This window comes from Streptomyces sp. NPDC050263 (assembly GCF_040655955.1).
Taxonomy (GTDB): Bacteria; Actinomycetota; Actinomycetes; order Streptomycetales; family Streptomycetaceae; genus Streptomyces.
This window is the reverse complement of the sequence record NZ_JBFAKW010000076.1, coordinates 39,315-45,322: the sequence shown is the minus strand read 5'-3', so window position 1 is coordinate 45,322 and position 6,008 is coordinate 39,315. Positions and strand designations below refer to the sequence as shown.

The window sequence follows — 6,008 nt, the reverse complement described above, 5'->3', positions numbered from 1 at the left end:
CTACCAGGGGCTTCACTCATGCCTGACGCCGAGTCACCATCCCGCCGTCCGGCATCATCACACACCGCAACCGTCACGTTGCCGAGAAGACTTCACTGAACTCAGCACGCTAGAAGGGAAGTTGTATCTGGCGACCTGTATCGATCTCGCGACGCGGGAGGTGGTCGGCTGGGCAATGGCCGACCACCACCGCGCCGAGCTGCCGGTCGCCGCCTTGCGGATGGCGGCCGGGCGTGGCGGCCTGGAGCAGGGTTGCGTCATGCATACGGATCGCGGCAGCGAGTACACGAGTGACGAATTCCGCAGCGAAGTACGCAAGTTGCGTATGAGGCAGTCGATGGGGCGCGTCGGCTCTTGTTACGATAATGCCGCCGCGGAAAGCTGGTTCGCCATCCTGAAAGCGGAGATCGGGACAACCGTGTGGGAGACCCGCGAGGCCGCCCGGGCCGACGTTTTCCGCTACGTCGAGGTCGAGTACAACCGCAGCCGGCTCCGTCGGCACCCCGACTACGGGTACGTCACCCCGCTCGAAACGAGATCCCTGCTCAGGCAGAACCTCGTCCCAGCAGCGTAAACACCCGCTGTCCAGTTCGCGGGGGGAACTTCAGCGAAGGCTTCGCCAACCAGCAGCACTCCGCCGCGTTCCTGTGGTGGGCCAAGGACCGACCCGAAACGACGTAGGCCGCCGAACGGCGAACGCGGGACGAAACGGTCACCGCGAGCGGGCCGGCCTCATCCACCCTGTGATCATCACTCCGTGCCTGGTCACGACATCGGCCAGACCGGCACCGCGCGACGGGTGCGACCGTGGTTGTCAGATGTGCCTGGCACACTGCGGGCCATGACCTCGAACGATCGTTTCCGTACCACGGCCCCTCGCGCTCTGCGCGATCCGGACGCCCTGAACGCCCGGCTGGGGGCCGTCCGCACGGAACCCGCCACGCTCCCTCTGAACGAGTGGGTGGAGAAGCTGCGTGAGAGACTCGGCGACGGCGAGGCCGTGCCGTGGTTCGACCCGGCCTCCGGTGGCGTCGAGGCCCGCAGCCTGTTCCTCCTGGAGGCACCGGGCCAGAAGTCCATGGGCGCCGAAGCCGGGCTGCGCCGCACGGGCAGCGGCATCATCTCCGTCGACAACGACGACCCGACCGCACAGAACTGCTGGACGCTGCGCTCCGAAGCCGGTCTCCCTTATCGGGAGTCCCTGCACTGGAACATCGTGCCCTGGTATCTGGGGAGCGCGGACCGCATCGCCGCGCCCGGACAGACCGAGATACAGCGGGCGGCCCCCTACCTGCACGAGGTGATCTCCCTGCTCCCCGCCCTGGAGGTGGTCGTGCCGATGGGCCGCAAGGCGCAGGCGGGCTGGGCCGCCTACCAGGCCCGGTACGCGCCGAAGGTGCACACACTCCCCACCTGGCACCCCAGCCCCCGCGTCTTCGCCTCCAGGCCCGCCGCCCGCCAGGAGATCCTGGATGTCCTGGGACGGGCGGCGAAGCTGCTGGGCACCGCCTGAAGCCCGGGCCGAACAGGCGCGTCACGTCACCCGGTGGCGCCTCCTTCCCGCAACCCCGCCCGGCGTCGCCTGCGAAGGGCGAGCAGTCCACCGCCCGTGAGAGCGGCGGCGGTGCCCGAGAGCACGGCCGCCGCTGTCGTGCCGCCGAGTCCCAGGATCGTGCCGGAACCGCCCGTGGCCGGAGCCGGCAGGCTCAACTTCGTACAGGCGGAGGGGATTTCGGCAGGCCCGGCACCGTCCACCACCTCAAACTGGAAGGCGCTGGACTGGGCGTCACCGTCGCCGGCGGTGACGGCGTAGGTGAGAGTGACGATCCCGGCGGGCAGGGGGGAGACAGCGGCGCAGGCAGTGGCGCCGTCGGTCACGACCGGCTGCCCGACCGGGAGAGCGGTGCCGTCGGGGCCAACCACGCTGATCTTCGGTGGGATGCCGGACATCACGTCGTTGAAGGTCAGCGCGACGACGTCGGTTCCAGCCGCGACCTTGGCACCGGGGCCGGTGTGGCCTCCTTGAGTGCGGTATGGGCGTGGGCGGGTGCTCCGGCGCAGAGGCACAACACACCCGCGCAGCCGAGCGATCCGGCCGCCGCCCTCAGAAGTCGAAGTCCGCGCATGCGATCCGGTTGTCCTGTGCCTCGCTGGGGTGTACGACGATCGCGACCGCGTCCTCGCCGGTCTTGCGGGAGTTGTTGACCGTCGTCATGCCCATACCGGTTTTGTCGGCAGTGAACATCAGATGGACCTCGTTCGGGGGCGTCGTCGCACCACCCTTCTCGAACTGGAAGTGCTCGCCGCCGTTCCCGGCGGAGCAGTGCTGGGCGTGCAGGTGCGCCATGTAGGAGGCCCCGGGCTTGAGGCCGGTCAGGGACACGGTCACGGTGGTGCCCTTCGAGCCCTGCGCGAGCCAGGCGGTGCCCTCGACCTCGTCCATGCCCGGCGGGCGGGTGTCGAGCAGCTTGAAGGCACCCTTGACGACGGTGGCTCCGGCGACTTTGTCGGCGGGGGTGGCGGACGGGTCCCCCATGTCCGTCCCGGACATCCCCTCCATGTCCTCCATCCCCTTGGCCGAGGACGAGGCGTGAGCGGAGGAACCGGCCTGTACGGAGGCGCGATCGGCCGAGTCCCCGCCGCAGCCGGACAGCAGGACGGACGCGGCGACGAGGAGGGCGCCGAGTGCGGCGCGACGAGGTCGCCCGACGCGCGGCCGGTGTGTCCACGGATCGCTGGACATGGGTATGGGCGCGGGCAGGTGCTGACGCATGACAGAGCACTTCCGTTCGGTGAGCGGACGGCAGGGCGCGCCGGAAGAAAGGCACGCTGGGGCCGCGGTGGACGGGCCGACGCACGTGTACGGGCACGCCGACCACGCGTCTGCCCCGGCCCTGCCGCCCGCTGCTGGAACGGAGTTCAGGACCGCACGACGGACACCGGGCCGAAGGACAGACGAACGAGTGTCTGACCGAACGGCGGCGGTCCTCGGCGCACGACAGCGTGTCTCAGCACCGCAGGAGCGATCCGCGAGGTCTCCGACCAGCCCGTGGCCGTCCTTGCTGACGTCGCAGCCCGGTCCAGGGCGGGGTGTGTGAGCAGGCGGCGGATCCGTCGCAGCGGCGCGAACAGCAGCACGGCGAGGGCACGGCCCAGCTGGCGGGCCGCCAGTTCACCCCGCCACAGCCACAGTCCGCACACCGCTGCGGCGAGCAGATGCGCCAGGAGCATCCCGGCGGTGCCCTGTCGCGCGATGGCGGACTCGAGCGGCAGGGCGGAAGCCGCGCTTGCCGCCTCGGCCGATCCCATGGCCATGGCCGAACCCGAGTGGTGCATGTGCATGGCCATGCCGGATGAGGAGAGCATCAACCCGTGGCCGTCACTCGGGATGTGTCCGGCCGACGAGCCGGCCTCGGGCCCGCGGACGATCGCGTGGGCGAGGCCGAACAGAAGGTGCAGCAACCCCTGGGCGGCTGCTGTGGCACCCACCACGGCAGCGGCGCCGCAGTCCCTGGAGGTCAGCCACCAGCCCTGCGTAGTCGTCGCGACGATCGCCAGGGCCACGGCCCACCAGGGCAACACGTCTCCGGACATCACGGTATGCCCCAGGGTCGTGGTCACCACGCACACGGCCGCGAAGACCCCGGCCCGCGCCAGACGCGGGGCGACGGCGCCGCAGCACCTGCGGGACATCCGAACAACAACTCCTCGAACCGATGAACTTCCCACTCCATACGGACGAGGTGCCGCCCGCGTTCACTGACGGGGCGATGAGTGCGCGGCCTGCGCCGAGAGGCGACGTCCGTCAGCCCGAAGCCGGGACGGGACCGGCCGCCGGCCGGAACATGTGCCATCAGCGAGCTGGAATCCCCGAGCGCCAAGGGTCACTTGTGATGCCAGTCAATCGTTGCCGACACACGGCGAATCGTCCATGTGTACGCCCACAGACGGGAGTTGTACGCTGCAAAGGTGCAGGGGGACAAGTATTGCTTCGGGGAGTACGAACTGGACACCGCCCGGCAGCAGCTCCGGCGGTCCGGTGAGCCGGTCCATGTCGAGCCACGGGCTCTGGACCTGCTGTGCCACTTGGTCGAGCGCCGAGACCGGGTGGTGCCGAAGAACGAGCTCCTGGACGAGGTGTGGGGAGACCGTTTCGTCAGTGAGGCCGCCATCACCACGGCGCTGCGGACCGCGCGACTGGCCGTGGGCGACACGGGCGGCCGACAGCAACTGATCCGCACCGTTCACCGGCGGGGGTACCAGTTCGTGGCACCCGTGACGGTCGTCGGTCGCGGCTCGTCCAGCCGCTCCGACCGGAGGGCAGGCACCGAGGCGACAACCGCCCGCCAACCTATGGGCGCCGGCAGTCAGACGATCCGGTTCTGCCGGGCCGGCGACGGCACCCGCATCGCTTATGCCTCCATCGGCTCGGGCCCGCCCCTGCTCAAGGCCGCCAACTGGATGAGCCACCTCGACCTCGAGTGGACGACCCCGGTGTGGTCCCACTGGCTGGGCGGCCTCGCCCGCAACCGTCGGCTCGTCCGTTACGACGAGCGGGGCTGCGGACTCTCGGACTGGGAGGTACCCGGCTTCACGTTCGACCACTGGGTCGACGACCTCGAGACCGTGGTCGAGGCCGCGGGGCTCGACCGTTTCCCTCTCCTCGGCGTGTCGCAGGGCGGCGCGGTGGCGATCGCCTACGCCGCCCGCCACCCCGAGCGGGTCAGCCACCTGGTCCTGGCCGGTGCCTACGCACGAGGACGGCAGCTGCGGGCCCGGAACGAGGCCGAGCGCGAGGAGGCCACCCTCGATCTGGACCTGGCCCGGGTGGGATGGATCCACCAGGACCCCAGATTCCTCCGGGTCTTCGCCTCCCAGTTCCTGCCCGAGGGCACACCGCAGGACTGGGACGAGTTCACGGTTTTCCAGCGGCAGACGACCACTCCGGCCAACGGGGTCCGCTTCCTGGAGGAGTTCGCCCGGATCGACGTGTCCGACATCGCCCACCGGGTGGCCTGCCCGACGCTGATCCTTCACTCGCGCGACGACGAACGGGTGCCGGTCTCGCAGGCCGGTGAACTGGCCGCTCTCATCCCCGACAGCCGACTGGTCGTGCTCAAGAGCCGCAACCACCTGCTCACCGCCTTCGAACCGGCCTGGGACGAGTTCCTGACCCATATCGACGCCTTCCTGGCCGAGTGACCGCAGGCCGCCCGCAAGCGGCGACATGCGGATGACCACTTCAGGGGCATCGGTGACTCCGGTGGCCGACGGGTTCCGTGCCCGTGTCATCCGGCTCACCCCGCCTGTCCTGGTGCCGCCGGTCCCCCTCAGATTCCCCTCAGGAATGCCTCAGACCTTCGCCAAGTCTCGGCCTGGTGCCTGGCCCGATGCTTGAAAGGCGCCGGATGAGGAACGGGGACACGACATCTCCTCGGCCCGGCGTCATCGCAGAGACCAGACACGAGAAAGTAGGACAGATCATGCGACTCGACAACACCAGGATGTCCGGCCGGATCCGGACTCGCCGGGGGCTGGCGCTGCTGATCGCCTCGGGGGCCGGCCTGGGCTCCCTGCTGCTGGGAACGGTTCCCGCACAGGCCAACGACACCACCAAGCAGGTCTCGGCCGACGGCCAGACGGTCACGTTCGCCACGAGCGACAGCAGCCGTGACGTCAGCGGGAACGTCACGTTCGTGGTGAACGCGGACGGCAACTGGTCGATCACGGGGACCGGGCACAACTCGAACCTCCTCGTCCGCACGTTCCACTGGACCTGCGACCTGACGTGGGACGCGGCCGAGGTCTCGCACTCGACCGGGAAGAAGGCCGTGCCCGGCAAGAAGACCCGCACCATCAGCTCGGCGGCGTACGACCCGAACGTCCAGGCGGACTTCGCCGACATCGCCGATCACGGCCGGGCCGACTGCGACATCGTCATCGGCTGACCGAGACGGGCTCCGTCGCCCTGACGGAGCCCTGCCGCAAGACGCCTCGGGTGTCACCGA

The 6,008-nt window shown here is 69.7% G+C and carries 7 protein-coding genes; 4 read left to right on the top strand and 3 right to left on the bottom strand.

The genetic code is table 11. From position 1 onward, the window contains the following. On the top strand, positions 1–574 hold a 574-nt coding region (locus AB0J04_RS29040; protein ID WP_363171519.1), incomplete at its 5' end, for an IS3 family transposase. Between the two features lie 267 nt (positions 575–841). Next, complete coding sequence (locus AB0J04_RS29035; protein ID WP_363171518.1) at positions 842–1,513, top strand: uracil-DNA glycosylase; 672 nt, start codon at positions 842–844, stop codon at positions 1,511–1,513. 26 nt (positions 1,514–1,539) lie between these two features. Here AB0J04_RS29035 and AB0J04_RS29030 read toward each other — a convergent pair whose 3' ends face one another. The 3 genes from AB0J04_RS29030 to AB0J04_RS29020 form a co-directional block, all read right to left on the bottom strand. Beyond that, positions 1,540–1,950 (bottom strand): copper resistance protein CopC, encoded by a 411-nt coding sequence (locus tag AB0J04_RS29030; protein WP_363171517.1) that lies wholly within the window; start codon positions 1,948–1,950, stop codon positions 1,540–1,542. Between the two features lie 154 nt (positions 1,951–2,104). Then, the gene (locus tag AB0J04_RS29025; RefSeq protein WP_363171516.1) at positions 2,105–2,773 is read right to left on the bottom strand and encodes a superoxide dismutase family protein; all 669 of its coding nucleotides are present in this window, start codon (positions 2,771–2,773) and stop codon (positions 2,105–2,107) included. A gap of 146 nt (positions 2,774–2,919) precedes the next feature. Then, positions 2,920–3,693, bottom strand: a complete 774-nt coding sequence (locus AB0J04_RS29020; RefSeq protein ID WP_363171515.1) for a hypothetical protein — start codon at positions 3,691–3,693, stop codon at positions 2,920–2,922. A gap of 276 nt (positions 3,694–3,969) precedes the next feature. On the opposite strand from AB0J04_RS29020, the gene AB0J04_RS29015 reads away from it, so the two are divergent. Then, positions 3,970–5,202 (top strand): alpha/beta fold hydrolase, encoded by a 1,233-nt coding sequence (locus tag AB0J04_RS29015; RefSeq protein WP_363171514.1) that lies wholly within the window; start codon positions 3,970–3,972, stop codon positions 5,200–5,202. Positions 5,203–5,483: 281 nt separating this feature from the next. Then, on the top strand, positions 5,484–5,948 hold the full coding sequence (locus tag AB0J04_RS29010) for a hypothetical protein (protein ID WP_363171513.1): 465 nt from the start codon (positions 5,484–5,486) through the stop codon (positions 5,946–5,948). Positions 5,949–6,008 lie beyond the last annotated feature (60 nt).

Coding starts and splice junctions, on each gene's coding strand:
- AB0J04_RS29010 (WP_363171513.1), top strand. CDS start 5,484: ATGCGACTCGACAACACCAGGATGTCCGGCCGGATCCGGACTCGCCGG.
- AB0J04_RS29025 (WP_363171516.1), bottom strand. CDS start 2,773: ATGCGTCAGCACCTGCCCGCGCCCATACCCATGTCCAGCGATCCGTGG.
- AB0J04_RS29035 (WP_363171518.1), top strand. CDS start 842: ATGACCTCGAACGATCGTTTCCGTACCACGGCCCCTCGCGCTCTGCGC.
- AB0J04_RS29030 (WP_363171517.1), bottom strand. CDS start 1,950: ATGTCCGGCATCCCACCGAAGATCAGCGTGGTTGGCCCCGACGGCACC.
- AB0J04_RS29020 (WP_363171515.1), bottom strand. CDS start 3,693: ATGTCCCGCAGGTGCTGCGGCGCCGTCGCCCCGCGTCTGGCGCGGGCC.